Annotated in this window: 14 protein-coding genes; 11 read left to right on the top strand and 3 right to left on the bottom strand. The window is 45.5% G+C overall.

The window, feature by feature from the left end; genetic code table 11:
• Positions 1-13: 13 nt before the first annotated feature.
• On the bottom strand, positions 14-613 hold the full coding sequence (locus AR335_RS12620; protein ID WP_062236208.1) for a DUF6230 family protein: 600 nt from the start codon (positions 611-613) through the stop codon (positions 14-16).
• 204 nt (positions 614-817) lie between these two features.
• On the opposite strand from AR335_RS12620, the gene AR335_RS12615 reads away from it, so the two are divergent.
• Entirely contained in the window at positions 818-2,311 is a 1,494-nt protein-coding gene (locus AR335_RS12615) for a helix-turn-helix transcriptional regulator (RefSeq protein ID WP_062236205.1), read from the top strand.
• A 61-nt stretch (positions 2,312-2,372) separates the two neighbouring features.
• Here the strand turns inward: AR335_RS12615 and AR335_RS12610 are convergent, their stop codons facing one another.
• On the bottom strand, positions 2,373-4,469 hold the full coding sequence (locus AR335_RS12610; RefSeq protein WP_062236203.1) for a DNA topoisomerase III: 2,097 nt from the start codon (positions 4,467-4,469) through the stop codon (positions 2,373-2,375).
• A 158-nt stretch (positions 4,470-4,627) separates the two neighbouring features.
• Here AR335_RS12610 and AR335_RS12605 point away from each other — a divergent pair, with 158 nt between their 5' ends.
• The 3 genes from AR335_RS12605 (at position 4,628) to msrA (ending at position 8,301) form a co-directional block, all read left to right on the top strand.
• Complete coding sequence (locus tag AR335_RS12605; RefSeq protein WP_062236200.1) at positions 4,628-6,304, top strand: methyl-accepting chemotaxis protein; 1,677 nt, start codon at positions 4,628-4,630, stop codon at positions 6,302-6,304.
• A gap of 168 nt (positions 6,305-6,472) precedes the next feature.
• Positions 6,473-7,303: an aldo/keto reductase gene (locus AR335_RS12600; protein WP_062236198.1), complete on the top strand. Its 831-nt coding sequence runs from the start codon at positions 6,473-6,475 to the stop codon at positions 7,301-7,303.
• Between the two features lie 452 nt (positions 7,304-7,755).
• Entirely contained in the window at positions 7,756-8,301 is a 546-nt protein-coding gene (msrA, locus tag AR335_RS12595) for a peptide-methionine (S)-S-oxide reductase MsrA (protein ID WP_062236196.1), read from the top strand.
• A gap of 17 nt (positions 8,302-8,318) precedes the next feature.
• Here msrA and AR335_RS12590 read toward each other — a convergent pair whose 3' ends face one another.
• Complete coding sequence (locus AR335_RS12590) at positions 8,319-9,476, bottom strand: amidohydrolase (protein ID WP_062236194.1); 1,158 nt, start codon at positions 9,474-9,476, stop codon at positions 8,319-8,321.
• 192 nt (positions 9,477-9,668) lie between these two features.
• Between AR335_RS12590 and AR335_RS12585 the strand changes: the two genes are divergently transcribed.
• The 7 genes from AR335_RS12585 to AR335_RS12560 all read left to right on the top strand — a co-directional run bounded on the left by AR335_RS12585 (position 9,669) and on the right by AR335_RS12560 (position 15,076).
• A complete protein-coding gene (locus AR335_RS12585; protein WP_062236192.1) occupies positions 9,669-10,118 on the top strand; it encodes an Lrp/AsnC family transcriptional regulator in 450 nt (149 codons plus the stop codon).
• 72 nt (positions 10,119-10,190) lie between these two features.
• A complete protein-coding gene (locus AR335_RS25205) occupies positions 10,191-10,322 on the top strand; it encodes a hypothetical protein (RefSeq protein WP_255357575.1) in 132 nt (43 codons plus the stop codon).
• A gap of 13 nt (positions 10,323-10,335) precedes the next feature.
• Positions 10,336-11,184: a M55 family metallopeptidase gene (locus tag AR335_RS12580; protein ID WP_062236191.1), complete on the top strand. Its 849-nt coding sequence runs from the start codon at positions 10,336-10,338 to the stop codon at positions 11,182-11,184.
• Between the two features lie 39 nt (positions 11,185-11,223).
• Positions 11,224-12,150, top strand: a complete 927-nt coding sequence (locus AR335_RS12575; RefSeq protein ID WP_062237083.1) for an ABC transporter permease — start codon at positions 11,224-11,226, stop codon at positions 12,148-12,150.
• 1 nt (position 12,151) lies between these two features.
• Complete coding sequence (locus AR335_RS12570) at positions 12,152-13,099, top strand: ABC transporter permease (RefSeq protein WP_062236189.1); 948 nt, start codon at positions 12,152-12,154, stop codon at positions 13,097-13,099.
• 10 nt (positions 13,100-13,109) lie between these two features.
• Positions 13,110-14,129: an ABC transporter ATP-binding protein gene (locus AR335_RS12565; RefSeq protein WP_062236187.1), complete on the top strand. Its 1,020-nt coding sequence runs from the start codon at positions 13,110-13,112 to the stop codon at positions 14,127-14,129.
• The gene (locus AR335_RS12560; RefSeq protein WP_062236185.1) at positions 14,126-15,076 is read left to right on the top strand and encodes an ABC transporter ATP-binding protein; all 951 of its coding nucleotides are present in this window, start codon (positions 14,126-14,128) and stop codon (positions 15,074-15,076) included. The genes AR335_RS12565 and AR335_RS12560 overlap by 4 nt, the downstream gene beginning before the upstream one ends.
• The last annotated feature ends 31 nt before the right edge of the window (positions 15,077-15,107 follow it).

The raw sequence follows: 15,107 nt of genomic DNA, 5'->3' as shown, positions 1-15,107 counted from the left end.
TTCACCTCCCATTTTAGTTGCCCGGTTTGTTGATGCGTTCAACTGTTACTTTCATACCGTTCATGACAATCTTTTCTTGAAAAAGGTAGTGGGTTTTCAATTTTGCATGATCAAGCTGGATGGTAGACGACATTTGCTGAAATTGTTTTTGCCAGTCATTGCTATGTTTTTCCTGTAGAGCAAGGTTGCTGAATTTGGCATCGGCATTAATGACAGAAGCATCTTGCTGCAGCCCTGAAATATGCACGGGTTTGCTTGCCGTGATCTTTACACGAATCCATTTATCGCCGCTGATGTTGAAATCTTTGTAGAGCTGAAGGTTATTGATGGTAAGTTCTTTAATCAGGTTGGTGCCTTGCGGTGTGGATTTTTCCTTGCTGGATTCTCCCATTTTCGGATAGAACGTATAGCCCTTTCCTTCTAGGTGATCAAAAACAACGTAAAAGTCACCGACACCAGCCATCGGAATGGCGTAAGCCGTACCCGAGATCCCCATAAAACTAAGGAGGGCAATCAGAACAATCATTCCGGAACCAAAAGCTTTCCAGAAGACTTTCTTATTGGTTCCTCCTTTTTTCATAGCAGGCTTTAACTGAACCGTTTTTTCATTCATCAACGCCACCTCTTTCATAATTATGAAAACGCTTTAATATACACTTACTTTACTTTTAGGACAGTAAACTGACAATTCCGATAAGTATCGTAATCAAGTTTTCTTACCCGACAAATGTAGGGGGGAATGGGTCATATATTGTAAAAATATTTCGAAAAATATGAAATATAAGAGATTATGGCAAAAATAGAGGGAGGAATTCGGATGGAGGAGCTTTTTTTAAATGGTATGGCTCTCCTGACAAGATATGGGGGAGACATCTTAACAAACTGGAAACGGGTGAAAAGTGAACTGTCCACTCAGCAAGACGACCTCATCTCTGAATTTGACGGCATGATGACCTATTCATTTGAAGAACTGCTGAAGAAAAATGACTATGAACATATTAATCAGCTGATTCTTGCCATGTTATCCCAATGGAGAGATCAGTACTCCATGGACATAGATTACAGCCAGGTGATTTATTTGCTATCCGCGATTGAAAATATGATTCATCATATTCTGGAGGAGCAGGAGAACCCGAGTATTATTGACCATCAATCGATTCAGTATATCTTCAATAAGCTGCTCGACCAGGTTCTGATTCCATTGACAACAGAAACGAGCGGACATAAATGGCTGGATACAATGATAACTTCCAACATTATTCCGCTTCACTGGGCTGCGCTTTTACGAATAGAAGATTTCGAGTACAAACTGATTGAACTGAGAAGTGTCGATTCTTCGAAAGAAACGAAGTCTATTATTGAAATCTGTATGACGATGTCTGCCCATACAGCGGAACAGCTTTCTCTCGCTCTATGCCGTCTCATGAATCCGGGAGAGACGCAGCCTAGAGTCATTCCGATTTCGTTTGCAAAAGAGACCCTGCTGCTTTGTCTGAAATCAACAGACGCTTCCAGCATCTCTTCTCAAAGGATTGAGCTCATTTCCAATATGTACAAACGGCAGATCAAGATGAATACACTGGAGAGCGAAAATGAATGGAAGGATGCTGCTCTCTTATATACTCTCAGGCTGCTCATGGCACAAACCTGTTCAGATACATTAAAAACAGTGGCTGATGGCTTTGTAGATTATCTATCCTATAAACGAAGCGCATTGTTTCTCTATTCACCTAAAGTGGAGAGTGCTATTTTTGCCGCTCATAAGAATTTGGGTAAGGATGTACAGAATATAAAGGTAGAATTCTCGGAAGTCTCATTTTTGAAAAAGTATCTGCAGAAAATTCTGCAGTCAAAGCCGGTTTACCTTGAAGAGGCAGCAGAGCATATTCCAAGGCGGCTGGCGGATGAATATCAGCTGGCTTCTCTTGTCGCCGTGCCGATCTTTACACCAAGAAAGGGAAGGCTGCTCGGACTGATTCTGTTAGATCAAGATGGGGAATGGTTTGAAGAGCCAAAACCAAATCAGCAGGCAATGCTCATGAAGTTTGGCCATTATGCAGGTGAAGCGCTCTATAAACAGTGGGGAAGCATTATCCAGCAGCTGGATGTCGGATCACCCTTGCTTACTCCGAGAGAAAAGGATGTATTGAAGCTTATGGCGCAGGGCGAAACGATCCAATGCGCTGCTGAACATCTTCATCTAAGCCCGTATACCGTCCGGGATTATGTAGCAGCCATCATTAAAAAATTAAAGGTGAAAAACCGGACAGAAGCCGTCGTAAAAGCCATCCGTCTGAATTTGATAGAATAAAAAATGGTGCCAGGCACCGCTTTTTGACATGTGTCAAAAGCCGGTGCCTGGCACCAAAACGTTAATCTTTTTTCTCTAAAGCGGACTTCAAGGCGTCGGCAAGGCTGTTCCCCATTGGAGCTTCTTCTTGTTTCGTATACTTTTTCATCAGTTGGCGTTCTTCACGCTTCGTAACCGTTTTTTTCCGGTCCTCAGCTTTTTCCACGACGTTGCATGGACGGCATTGGAAGTAAGTTCCTGCTTTACCGTTGTGGATCTCCATCTTTTTATGGCATTGAGGACAGCGGCGGTTGGACAGCTTCGGATCCTTTCGCTTCCTGAATCCGCATTCCCTGCTGGAGCAGACGAGCATTTTTCCGTCACGCCCCTTGACCTCTTTCATCAGTTCTCCGCATTCAGGACATTTGGAGCCGGTGAGGTTATGCGCTTTGTACGTTTGCTCGCTGCCTTTAATCTCCTGTACAAGCTGTTTTGTCTGCTTGCGGATATTATCAAGAAAGGCTTTCGGATTTCCTTTTCCTCGTGCAATGTCTTCTAGTTCTTTCTCCCACTTTGCTGTCAGTTCAGGAGATTTTAATTCACTGTTGACCAATTCAATCAACTGTTTTCCTTTTGGAGTAGGATGAAGGCGGTTGTTCTGGCGGTCGATGGCCTCTGTGCTCAAAAGGCGTTCAATGATATCGGCGCGGGTAGCCGGCGTTCCAAGGCCGAACTTCTCCATGCGGGCCAGCAAGTCTGCTTCATTGAAACGGGCAGGCGGCTCCGTCAGTTTCTTCTGCAGGCGGGAATCTTTTACACTGAATTCCTGTCCAGTTTTAACTGCACCGAGCTGCTTCGTATCAGAACTGTCTTCATCTTTTCCTGTAACTTTCTTAAATCCGGCATCTACAATTTTGGTTTCTCTGGCAGAGAACATCTCGCCTTTTACATCAATGACTGCATGAATGGTCTCCGTCTGATAAGGTCCGTAAAATAAAGCAAGAAAGCGGCGGACGATGATATCGTACAGCTTTCGTTCATCAGTGGAAAGGTCGCCAAGATGAGGAGTTTCATCTGTTGGTATAATGGCGTGGTGATCCGATACCTTACTGTTGTTAAAGACCTTCTTCGCGGCCACTCTGCCTTTATTCCTTAACGCAGGCTGAACCTCATCCCGATAGGCAGAGGAGAGGGCCTGCAGCCGATCGTTCATCGTCTGCTCCATATCGGCAGTTAAATATTTGGAATCTGTTCGTGGATAGGTCACGAGCTTGTAGCGCTCATACAGGTTCTGCAGCACACTTGACGTTTTTTTCGCTGAGAATCCGAAGCGCCGGTTGGCGTCACGCTGAAGTTCTGTCAGGTCATAGGGCATCGGCTGCTGTTCAGACTTTGCCTTCGTTTGAACAGATGCGACAGTACCTTTCTCATTTTTGACCAGCTCAACGACCTTTTCAGCTTTGGAGCGGTCAAAAATTCTTCGTTCCCCATTATTCTCCCAAGCCGCATCAAGCGGTCCAATCTTGGCATCGATTGTAAAATACTCCTTTGGAACAAAAGCTTTGATCTCCGCTTCCCTATCTAAAATCATGGAGAGGGCAGGGGTCTGAACACGCCCTGCTGACAGCTGTTCGTTATATTTAGTAGTCAGCGCTCGTGTTACATTCAATCCGATGAGCCAGTCAGCTTCTGAGCGGCATACGGCAGACTGATACAAAAAGTCATACTCTTTGGCAGGTTTTAAATTGCGAAACCCATCCTTGATCGCCCTATCTGTCTGTGATGAGATCCAAAGGCGCTTCACCGGTTTCTTCCAGCGGAGTTTTTCCAGGATCCAGCGGGCGACAAGCTCACCTTCACGCCCGGCATCCGTGGCGATAATAAATTCCCCAACATCTTTTCGTCTGGCCAGGTGTTCGATTCCTTTAAATTGGTGGCTTACCTGGCGAATAAGCTTTAGGCCCATTTCATTAGGAATGATAGGCAGATCTTCCATTCGCCATGTTTTATATTCTTTGTTATAGTCCTCAGGCATCTTCAGCTCAACCAGATGGCCAAGCGCCCAAGTGACAATGTACTTTGGTCCTTCTATATATTGTTTTGTTTGCTGACTGCAGCCAAGTACACGGGCCAGGTCTCTGGCTACACTCGGCTTTTCGGCAAGAACAATGGATTTCATGTAATGAAAAGCTCCTTTCTCGTTCAGGCAGTTTGATTGAACTGCGTCCTTTACCAGTATAGCCGAAAGCAGGTTTCTTCGAAAATGTTTTGAAGCCTGGTAAAGAATACTTTGTATTTTCCGATATAGAGAGTAGCTAAAATAAAGAGGTGCATCTAATGAAAATACGAAACAAGTTATTCATTCTAATCGGGACGGCCATTTTTGCCCTGATTGTAGCTGGAGGTTTTTCATACTTCCATAGCTACAGGCAGGAACAGATGAGCGGGGAACTGCAAGACAAACAGGATCTGCAGACATCTTTAAAAGATCTGCAGTTTTACATTGCTGGCTACTCCAACGATGAGCGGGCGTATTTGCTGACCGGCGACAAAAAATACACAGCTGAAATGGCAGATAAAAAGAAGAGCATTGTGAGCCTTGCCAAACCGCTTCTGCCGCTGCTGGATGAAAAAATCCGCAAAAAATCGGAAGCGGGTCTAACCGGTTATTTTAATTCCAGTGAACGAACAATAAAAGCGTATGACGGCGGCGGAAAAGAACTTGCGATGACGGTTCACTTCGGCGATGAACGGAACATTCGCAAAGAAGTACTAAATCCGGTCATTGAAGGCTTGGATAAAAAGCTTGAAAAAGAAATTGCCACTGCAAAAGCAGACAACAAAAAAGCCATGATGATTCAAAATACGGTGTTCTCAGGTCTATTGCTTTTGCTGATGATCGGAAGCGTAATCTTCGGCACCCTGATTGTTCGTTCTATTATTCGTCCCATTCATCTTCTTAATCGTAATCTAAAAGAGATTGCAGAGGGAGAAGGGGATCTGACCAGACGAATCCAGTTAGATACGAAAGACGAACTCGGAGTCCTCGCCGGCACATTTGATCAATTTACAGAAAGTTTGCAGTCAATGATTTTACGAATCTCGGAAACAACCTCGCAAGTAGCAGCTTCATCACAGCAGCTGACAGCAAGCGCGGAGCAAAATAGCCATGCGGCAGGGCACATTGCACAAAGCATTCAGCAAGTCGCAACAGGCGCAGATATCCAGATGGAGAAATCAGCTGGCAGTGCAGAAATGATTGAGGAAACTGTTCAGCAGCTGGACGTTATTTCTGCGAATGCCTCCCATGCGGGTGAACTGACAGGCACCGCTTCTGGACAGGCTGAAGAAGGAAAAAAATACGTAAGCCGAACTGTAGAACAAATGAAACAAATCGAAGAATCGGTAAACATTACCCATGAGGGGATCGATGAACTAAGAGGACGGTCACAATCCATTGGAGACATCGTATCCATTATTACCGATATCTCGAATCAAACGAATCTTCTTGCTCTGAATGCATCCATTGAGGCTGCACGGGCGGGTGAAAGCGGAAGAGGGTTTGCTGTGGTCGCTGAGGAAGTAAGAAAGCTTGCCGAGCAATCCGGCCAATCGGCTCAAGAAATCAAGAGTATTATTGAACAGATTCAGCATGAAACTGGGGCTTCAAGCCAGTCAATCGAGAACGTAAAAGAAAATGTTTCAGTGGGATTAACGGTTGTCCAGGAAACAGAAAAACAATTCCATCTGATCCAGGAGTCCGTCATGGATGTTAATGAAAAAATCATGGAAATTTCGGGCGCGATCCAGCTGCTGGCAAATGGTTCTAACTCTATTTCACAATCAGCCGATGAGATGGCGGCAAGCGCCAAAGAATCTTCAGAAAGCGCACAAAGCATAGCGGCTTCGACGGAAGAGCAGCTTGCTTCCATGGAAGAAATAACAGCTTCTGCACAGTCATTATCCTATATGGCAGAAGAGCTTCAGGATATGATCTCGAAGTTTAAAATATGAACGAAGCAATTAAAAAGGGACCCCTGAGGGTCCCTTTTTTAGATTGATGTTACTTGTATTTAATATCGGACGCCAGCCGGTTTTGTTTACGTTTTTTCATCTTTTTTTTAAATGAAAATCAGTTTGTCAGCATAAGGTATAGAAAGTATGAAAAACGGGGGAAGGACGATGATTCATCTGGATGAAGGAACGGTGCTTGCGAACGGGGTAAACATGCCTTGGGTCGGGCTGGGCACCTGCAAGCTTCGGCACCCGCAAGCGGTTGAAAGAGCGGTGCATGCCGCTCTTGATGCCGGGTACAGGAGCATAGATACGGCCGCAATCTATCAAAACGAAACAGAAATTGGAAGCGCTTTACAAAAAAGTACAGTCTCAAGAGAACTTCTTTTTATTACAACAAAACTATGGAATGCGTCCCACGGATACAATAATACGCTTGCAGCCTTTGATGAGAGCCGGCGAAAACTTGGTGTGGATTATATTGATCTCTACATGATTCACTGGCCGGTTAAAGGGCAGATCAAGGAAACGTGGAGAGCGCTCGAGATCCTATACAACCGTGGAGATGTAAGAGCAATTGGCGTTTCCAATTTTGGTGTATCAGATTTGGAAGAGTTGATCAGGCATTGCGAGATTAAGCCTCAGGTCAACCAGGTAGAGTATCATCCGAGGCTCTCTCAGAAAAAGTTGATGCATTTCTGCCATCAAAACAATATTCAAGTGGAAGCATGGAGCCCGTTGATGCAGGGAGAGATTCTGCATGAGAGCCTTATCCTGCAGATTGCAGAGAAACACGGGAAAACTCCGGCTCAGGTGGTATTGAGATGGGCGCTTCAAAACGGAATTCCTGTCATTCCTAAATCAGCGACACCTCACCGCATACGTCAAAATATTGATGTTTTTGATTTTGAACTGCCGATTGAAGATATGGTGAACATTCATTTTTTGAATGAAAACAGGAGAATCGGACCTGATTCCGGCCTATATTTTTATGACTGACCATACAAACATCCAGCGATTTATTGCTGGGTGTTTTTTGTTTTTTCTCATGAAGGATGGACGTGATTTTGAATAGAATTCCGCTGACAGGGTATCCAAAACTATAAATAACCAAACGGAAGCCACTTAAAGATTAAGTTAGACTTTAACTGGGTAATGTAGAAATAAGAGGTGAATGACAGCATGGAATCAATAACAGATTGGTTAAAAGACATACTATTATTCTTAGGCGGATTCTTGAACGTTAGTATCTTACTCATTATCATCATTGTCATTTTAGTGGTACGTTCAGCAAGACGCAATAAAAGGAATAAAAACCATAAAGATTATCTCGATGATTAATCGAAAAAAAGATAAGGCTGGTTCTGTTGAAGAACCGGCCTTTTTAATGGATTTTCTAGCTCCAACCATATATGATGAAAAGACTGATCATGAAATATGGGGGAGGCAAAATGAAAGAAGTTAATCAGCTTGAAAAAGCAACGTTTGCCGGAGGCTGTTTCTGGTGCATGGTAAAGCCCTTTGATGAACTGCCGGGCATCCACGGCATCCTTTCAGGGTATACTGGGGGCCATGTTGAGAATCCGGCATATGAAGAAGTCAAAAAAGGTACGACCGGCCATTATGAAGCGGTTGAGATTACCTTCGATCCCGTTCTATTTCCTTATCAAAAGCTATTGGACCTTTACTGGCCTCAAATCGATCCAACCGATGACGGTGGACAATTTTTTGACAGAGGAAGCCAATATAAAACCGCAATTTTTTTCCATAATGAAGAACAGCGGGAACTAGCCGAGCGCTCAAAACAAGAAGTTGCCAGCAGCGGCCGTTTCAACAAGCCAATTGTAACGGAGATTCTGCCGGCTTCAGCATTTTATTCAGCAGAAGACTATCATCAGGGTTTCTACAAGAAAAACCCTGAGAAATATAAGCAGGAACGCATAGATTCCGGAAGAGATACCTTTATTGAAGAAAACTGGACAAAGAAAGACAGCTGATAAACAGCTGTCTTTTTTTATTTGTTTGACGATATCCCTGAATCGTAAATGGTCTCTCCGTTAATCAGCGTCTTTTCAACAGTGCTCCGCGCATCGAACGGATCTCCGCTCCAAACCACTACGTCGGCATCCTTACCAGGTTCAAGAGAACCGACCCTCTCATCGACACCCAAATGTTTTGCGGCATTGATTGTAATAGCCTTCAAGGCCGTTTCCTCGCTTAAGCCGTGTTTCACCGCGGCAATAGCGCTTAAAATAAGGCTGTCGATACCTACAACAGGATGATCAGTGGTAATGGATACGGGAACACCTGCCTGATCCAAAGCATTCAGCGTGTGCCAGCCTTTATCGGCAAGCTCTATCTTGCTCCTTGTAGATAATGTAGGCCCGACCGAAACTCGGACATTATGTTCTGCAATATAAGAGGCAATTTGGTGCCCCTCTGTACAATGCTCAATCGTCACTTCAATGTTAAATTCTTTGGCCATCCTTAGGATCGTAGCAATATCATCCGCACGATGTGCGTGGGCGCGAATGGGAATGACACCTTTCAGCACATTAATGAGCTGTTCTGCCCCAAGGTCAAAATCAATCACCTCTCCATTTTCAAGCTTTCGCAGATAATCTTGCGCACGTTTCATCTCTTTTCGAAACAACGCTGCGATCCCCATACGGGTAACTGGAGTTTTTCCTTTGCTTCCATAGAAATGCTTCGGGTTCTCACCAAAGGCCGCTTTCATGCCTGAAGGGCTGCGGAGGACCATTTGATCGATGACAATGCCGGCTGTTTTTAAAACAGCCATCTCTCCGCCGATGACATTGGCGCTGCCCGGCATCACCTGCACGGTCGTCACACCTGCTTTTCGAGCATCCTCAAAACCTTTTTCGTTAGGATTGATGCCGTCGATAGCCCTGACATAAGGAGTTACCGGGTCGCTCGTTTCATTATAGTCATGTCCTGCCAGCCCGATTCCTTCTTCATGAATACCGAGATGTGTATGTACGTCGATAAGCCCTGGCGTTACAAACTTTCCCTCCGCATCAAGCACTTTTGTCCGATCATCCGCTTTGAGATTTTCCCCGGTCTTTATAATTTTTCCACCGTCGATCAAAAGATCTCCTTTCCCTATACTTCCGGTTCCAATGATCAGTGTTCCGTTTTTAATGAGCAACATATATTACACCCACTTTTTCAATTTTTTTGAAAAAAACACTTGAATAAATATTCTGAAAAAATTATACTATGTTAAAATTACTAAACACAATACTTTTATTTTGATTTAGTAATGTAATAAGGTACTAAATAACTATAAATAGTACTAATTTAGTAATTTTTTTATTTTTTTGTACTGAAAGGTGGAAGTTTAGTGTCTGTCGAAATCATAGACCAGCTGGACAAGGGAATTATTAAACTCCTTTCCAAAGATGGGAGGATGTCCTTTACTGAAATTGCCCAGCGATTGAATGTAACGGAAAAAACGGTAAGAACCCGCTACAATAATTTAGTTGAAAATAATATTCTTGAAGTTGTTGGTGTCGTTAATCCAATTTCTCTTGGAGTAAAGGTTGGTGCTATTATCCAGATCAGTGCCGTACCTCCGTGGATGGAGGATACAATTAAAAAGCTGCAGGAGATTGCCGGTATCCGTTTTATTACCCTTACTTCGGGAGAATATCAGCTTCTAGTACAGGCGAATGTCCGCCACTATGAAGAAATTACTGAAATTGTCAAAAGCATTCATCATATCGAAGGCATCAACAAAACGAATGTCATTCTGCAAATGGATATCTACAAAAATTCATTTGAATATATTTAAGACCCGCGGGTCTTTTTTATATAACTAAAACGTTCAGAAAATTCCGTATCCTTTTGGGGGGGGATTGAATTAATGTTTCAGTTGATTAAAGAACTTACTGGGCTAACCGGGCCATGCGGACATGAGCAGAATGTAAGCAAATACATAAGAGATAAGGTTTCAAGTCTGTCTGACGATGTACAAGTTCCATTTTCATTTATCTAAAAGGAGGAGAACAATGAAAATTTTTATTTCGGCAGATATGGAAGGAATCTCAGGTGTAGCTACAAACATGCAGCTTAAGAAAAATGACGAATATCAGCGGTTCAGAAAATTAATGACACAGGACGTGAACGCAGCGATCGCGGGAGCATTTGAGGGCGGTGCGACAGAAGTTACAGTGGCTGATGGCCATGGCAACATGTCAAACCTGCTGGTTGAGGAACTCGATGAAAGAGCCCGTCTTGTTTCTGGAAACAACAGGGTGCTCTGCCAGCTGACCGGACTGGATGAAAGCTTCGACGGCATTATGTTCGTAGGTCACCACGGACGTGAAGCGGGGTCAGAGCGTGCTGTTATCAGCCATACTTTGGCAGGTGTCGCGGTGGGTGAAATGAAGATCAACGGCAAGATCGTCGGTGAAACAGAAATGAATGCCGGTGCGGCTGGATCCTTCGGAGTTCCTGCCATTCTTGCTACTGGTGATGACGCTTATGTGGAAGAAGTCATGGAAACACTGCCGGATATCGAAGGAGCAGTGGTTAAATATGCAGTTGACCGTTTTGCTGCCGAGCTCATCCATCCTGTAAAAGCACGGCAGATCATTCGCGAGAAAGCCATGCGCGGAGTACAGAGAGCGAAGGAGATCCCTCCTTATACTGTAGAGGGTCCGATCACGTTTGAGATCGAGTTTAAAGGCACGAACCAGGCGTTAATGACGACTACCCTGCCGACTGTTGAACTGATCGGCCCAAAACGAATCCGGTTTACATGCGAGGATTACATAACCGCCTACAAGCATATGTGGGGAGCCGTCATTATCGGCATGGCGGCAACGAACGGCGTGCTAGGGCATGCCAACGCATAAGGTCAAGCCATATGAAAATAAGAGGGAGGGAAGATGATGATGTACGTTGTAAAACGGCTATTAACGATGCTGCTGACCATCTGGGTAATCACAACACTGACGTTTGTGATCATGCACGCGATTCCGGGCGATCCATTTGCCTCGGATTCAGATGTTCTTCCTGAAGAAGTGCTGAATAACATGCGAGCAAAATTCAACCTCGATCAGCCTCTGCCGGTTCAATATGTGCTGTATTTAAAAAATCTGGCATCCTTTGATCTTGGGCCGTCGATCGAATCAGAGACCAGAGATGTGAATACGCTGATTGCGGAAGGACTGCCCGTATCGGCATTGCTCGGGTTTCAGGCGCTGGTCATCGCTCTTTTCTTTGGAATGGCGCTCGGAATCATTGCTTCGCTTTTCCATAACCGTTCCGTAGATTATGCTGCCATGGGGGTTGCGATACTCGGAATCTCGATTCCAAGCTTTATTCTGGCGCCTCTATTAATCAAATTTTTTGCGGTCAAGTGGGGGATGCTGCCGGTAGCTTCATGGGGAACATGGCAGCATACCATCTTGCCATCTGTTGCACTTGCAGCCGGACCACTCGCTATTATCGCCAGGTTTACGCGTTCAAGCATGCTTGAAGTACTTAAGCAGAACTACATGAAGACAGCAGATGCCAAGGGATTGGGTACAGCAGGAATTGTTGTAAAGCATGGAATCCGGAATGCGGTCATACCGGTCATCTCTTTTATGGGACCGCTCGTCGCACATCTTCTTACCGGAACGTTTGTCATTGAAAAAATATTCGCCATTCCGGGCCTCGGCAAATACTTTGTGGACAGCATCTTTAACCGTGATTATCCGGTAATTCTGGGGACTACAATATTTTTCAGTGTTGTGCTGATCGTCACGCTTTTTCTGATCGATCTATCGTACAGGCTCATTGATCCGCGAATCAAACTAACGAGCAGGGGGGAATGACATGCTGGAAAAAGCATCTCAAGACACACTCTTCCGGCAGCTTCAGAAAGACCGGCTGCGGAAAGACGAGATAAAGCGCCCGAGTGTCAGCCAGGCAAAAGAAAGCATTAGAAGGGTGATAAAGAACAAGCTGGCTTTGACCGGTACCATTCTCTTATTGTTCATCCTGTTCTTTGCCCTTTTCGGACCAAAGATGGTTCCTTACAGTTATTCGGATCAGAGCCTTGCTAACGGAAATCTTGCTCCGGGCGGTAAGCACTGGTTCGGAACCGATGACCTTGGACGCGACATGTGGGCGAGAACGTGGTACGGAGCCAGGATATCACTAACGATTGGAGTTGCTGCGGCTCTTATTGACCTCGTCATCGGACTCCTTGTCGGCGGAATTTCGGGATACATGGCTGGCCGCGGAAAGTTCGGAGACCGGGTTGACAGTCTGCTGATGAGACTCGTTGAAATTCTATACAGTATACCTTACCTGCTTGTCGTTATTTTGCTGCTTGTCGTCATGAAGCCTGGTTTATGGACGATTATCATTGCTCTCTCCATAACAGGCTGGGTGTCAATGGCGAGGGTAGTAAGGGGACAGATCCTTCAGATCAAACAGCAGGAGTTTGTAGCCGCAGCACAAAAGCTTGGAACTTCTCACCGCACGATTATTCTTAAACATTTGTTCCCCAACATGCTGGGTATTATCATTGTCAATCTTACTTTCACGATTCCGCAGGCCATTTTTGCAGAAGCTTTTCTCAGCTTTATCGGACTAGGTGTACAGGCGCCGATTGCAAGCTGGGGAACGATGGCCAATGATGCGCTCGGTGTCATTCTGAGCGGACAATGGTGGAGGCTGTTTTTTCCAGGGCTCCTCATCTCATTGACGATGTTTGCGTTTAACGTGTTTGGTGATGGACTGCAGGATGCGCTTGATCCGCACCAGACAAAAGATTAGGAGGGAGACGATGGGACAGTTATTAGAAGTCGAGAAGTTAAAAGTTTCGTTTCGCTCCCATGGAGGCGAAGTTCAGGCAGTCAGGGGAGTAAGCTTTGAAATTGAGCAAGGCGAGGTTTTGGCCGTCGTCGGAGAGAGCGGATGCGGAAAGTCAGTTACCGCACAGGCGATCATGAAACTCCTTCCCAAAAGGGGATGCACCATAGAGGAAGGCTCCATTTTTTTTGAAGGAAAAGATCTATTAAAACTTTCATCCAAAGAGATGAAGCAGCTGAAAGGCTCACAAATCAGTATGGTGTTTCAGGATCCAATGACGTCCCTGAATCCGACGATGAAGATCGGCCCCCAGATTGCGGAAGGAATTATTAAGCATAAAGAGTTGGACAAAAGAAAAGCGAAAGCCAGGGCACTTGAACTGTTAAAGCTGGTGGGGATTCCGAATCCGGAGGCCCGCTATGAACAGTATCCGCATGAGCTAAGCGGCGGCATGAGACAGCGCGTACTGATCGCCATCGCACTGGCGTGTGATCCGAAATTGCTCATTGCTGATGAACCTACGACCGCACTTGATGTGACGATCCAGGCTCAAATTTTAGATTTAATGAAGGACCTCCAGCAGGGGTTCGGCACATCCATTATGCTCATTACCCATGACCTGGGGGTAGTTGCAGAGATGGCTCAAAAGGTAATCGTCATGTATGCAGGGATTGTAGTGGAGAGCGGGACGGCCGAAAATATTTTAGAAAATCCTAAACATCCGTATACCCTTGGTCTGCTGAACTCTCTGCCAAACTATGAAACCGTGGAAAAAGAACGGCTGATTCCCATTGAAGGCACACCGCCGGATCTATATGCGCCGCCTCCCGGATGTCCGTTTGCGGCAAGATGCGACTACGCGATGGAAATATGTGTGGAGGAAATGCCAGCTCCTTTTGAAGCGGAGAGGGGGCATCATTCCAGATGCTGGCTGAATGATCCGCGGGCGCCAAAAGTGGCCGAGTTTGCCGCGGCAGGGAGGGATGAATCATGACACAGGCCATGCTGGAAGTGGAAAACCTGAAAAAATATTTCATGGTCGGAAAACGGTCGTTAAAAGCGGTAGATGAAGTTACCTTTTCTGTGAAAAAGGGAGAGACACTGGGTCTTGTCGGGGAAAGCGGAAGCGGGAAATCAACGCTCGGAAGAACGATTGTCGGCCTCAATGAAGCGACAGGCGGAAGGATACTCTTTGAAGGAAAGGACGTCCGGCATCTAAACAAAAGGGAAAAGAAGAACTACAACCGTATTGTCCAAATGATCTTTCAGGATCCTCATGCTTCCCTCAATCCAAGAATGGAGGTGGGCGACATTATCGGTGAAGGGATTGACGCCCACCGGCTTGCGTCAGGGAAGGAACGGATGGAGCGCATCTACAGCCTCCTTGAGAGGGTTGGGCTCCAGGCTGATCATGCGAAACGTTACCCGCACGAATTCAGCGGCGGGCAGCGCCAGCGTATAGGAATTGCCCGGGCATTAGCGGTAGAACCAAAATTTATTGTAGCTGATGAGCCAATCTCCGCTCTTGATGTATCCATTCAGGCCCAGGTCGTTAATCTGATGGAAGATTTGCAGCGCGACATGGGGCTTACCTTTCTCTTTATAGCTCATGATCTTGGAATGGTGAAGCATATCAGCGACAGGATCGGCGTGATGTACCTGGGCGGCTTTATGGAACTGGCGGACAGCGGTGACTTATTCAGTGAGCCGCTGCACCCTTATACACAGGCGCTCCTCTCGGCGATTCCTGTACCTTCAACAGCAAAAGGATCGAGAAGGGAAAGAATTATTTTAAAAGGCGACCCGCCAAGCCCAATCTCTCCTCCATCCGGATGCCGGTTCAGGACCCGCTGCCTGCATGTGATGGATGTATGCGCGAGTGCGGTCCCGGAATGGAAGGAAGTAAGGCCAAAGCATTGGACAGCTTGTCATTTATACTAAAAAATGGGGGTATAGGATTATGACGAAAACA

The organism is Fictibacillus sp. FJAT-27399 (assembly GCF_001510655.1).
In the GTDB taxonomy this organism is placed as follows: domain Bacteria; phylum Bacillota; class Bacilli; order Bacillales; family Fictibacillaceae; genus Fictibacillus_C; species Fictibacillus_C marinisediminis.
Note: the sequence above shows the minus strand (reverse complement) of the source record. Positions and strands in the feature narration are given on the sequence as shown.

What these genes read in the sequence shown, in the direction of transcription:
- AR335_RS12615 (WP_062236205.1), top strand. Translation starts at nt 818, where the DNA reads ATGGAGGAGCTTTTTTTAAATGGTATGGCTCTCCTGACAAGATATGGG.
- AR335_RS12600 (WP_062236198.1), top strand. Translation starts at nt 6,473, where the DNA reads ATGATTCATCTGGATGAAGGAACGGTGCTTGCGAACGGGGTAAACATG.
- AR335_RS12570 (WP_062236189.1), top strand. Translation starts at nt 12,152, where the DNA reads ATGCTGGAAAAAGCATCTCAAGACACACTCTTCCGGCAGCTTCAGAAA.
- AR335_RS12620 (WP_062236208.1), bottom strand. Translation starts at nt 613, where the DNA reads ATGAATGAAAAAACGGTTCAGTTAAAGCCTGCTATGAAAAAAGGAGGA.
- AR335_RS12605 (WP_062236200.1), top strand. Translation starts at nt 4,628, where the DNA reads ATGAAAATACGAAACAAGTTATTCATTCTAATCGGGACGGCCATTTTT.
- AR335_RS12580 (WP_062236191.1), top strand. Translation starts at nt 10,336, where the DNA reads ATGAAAATTTTTATTTCGGCAGATATGGAAGGAATCTCAGGTGTAGCT.
- AR335_RS12560 (WP_062236185.1), top strand. Translation starts at nt 14,126, where the DNA reads ATGACACAGGCCATGCTGGAAGTGGAAAACCTGAAAAAATATTTCATG.
- AR335_RS12565 (WP_062236187.1), top strand. Translation starts at nt 13,110, where the DNA reads ATGGGACAGTTATTAGAAGTCGAGAAGTTAAAAGTTTCGTTTCGCTCC.
- AR335_RS12575 (WP_062237083.1), top strand. Translation starts at nt 11,224, where the DNA reads ATGTACGTTGTAAAACGGCTATTAACGATGCTGCTGACCATCTGGGTA.
- AR335_RS12590 (WP_062236194.1), bottom strand. Translation starts at nt 9,476, where the DNA reads ATGTTGCTCATTAAAAACGGAACACTGATCATTGGAACCGGAAGTATA.
- AR335_RS25205 (WP_255357575.1), top strand. Translation starts at nt 10,191, where the DNA reads ATGTTTCAGTTGATTAAAGAACTTACTGGGCTAACCGGGCCATGCGGA.
- msrA (WP_062236196.1), top strand. Translation starts at nt 7,756, where the DNA reads ATGAAAGAAGTTAATCAGCTTGAAAAAGCAACGTTTGCCGGAGGCTGT.
- AR335_RS12610 (WP_062236203.1), bottom strand. Translation starts at nt 4,469, where the DNA reads ATGAAATCCATTGTTCTTGCCGAAAAGCCGAGTGTAGCCAGAGACCTG.